Source organism: Pedobacter sp. ASV12 (assembly GCF_016429155.1).
In the GTDB taxonomy this organism is placed as follows: domain Bacteria; phylum Bacteroidota; class Bacteroidia; order Sphingobacteriales; family Sphingobacteriaceae; genus Pedobacter.
The window spans coordinates 1-453 of sequence record NZ_JAELUC010000297.1 but is presented as its reverse complement, the minus strand read 5'-3'; the positions used below and the strand labels follow the sequence as shown (position 1 = coordinate 453).

Here is a 453-nt window from a genome sequence, read left to right as displayed (position 1 = left end):
ATTCGATACTTGCGCCTGCATAATTTTCGAAGTATATTTTTTTTGCTCTCCTCAATATCAACAAAGCAGCAAGGAGGTATGCTAGCATTTGAACATGGATCACAACATGATTGAGCTGTATTTCCAGCATGTTGCTACCCTTTTCGAGAAACTGGATTTGAGCAGCCTCATCAACCCCATAAAAACGGGGCAACAAAATCAGATTCGCGATTAAAAACGGAACAGCATGAATTAAATGCCTGGTTTTTAGCTTAAAATCAGTGTAGCATACAGCTAAAACATACAGATAAAAAGTTGGAAGCTGCAAGAAAACAATAGAGCTTATAAAAACTCTTGTGCCCAGAGAAGCCCCAAACAAAAAGCCCAGGTTGCCACCGATATCAATTGCCGTTAAAATGAGAAAAAATGCAAAAAGCCGATTGCTCAACCTGTGCTCTGTTTTAAGGGTGGCCA

The 453-nt window shown here is 39.7% G+C and carries 1 pseudogene; it reads right to left on the bottom strand.

Annotated elements, in window-relative coordinates:
* A pseudogene (locus JHD69_RS21200) lies at positions 1-358 on the bottom strand (hypothetical protein); the annotation flags it as partial.
* Positions 359-453 lie beyond the last annotated feature (95 nt).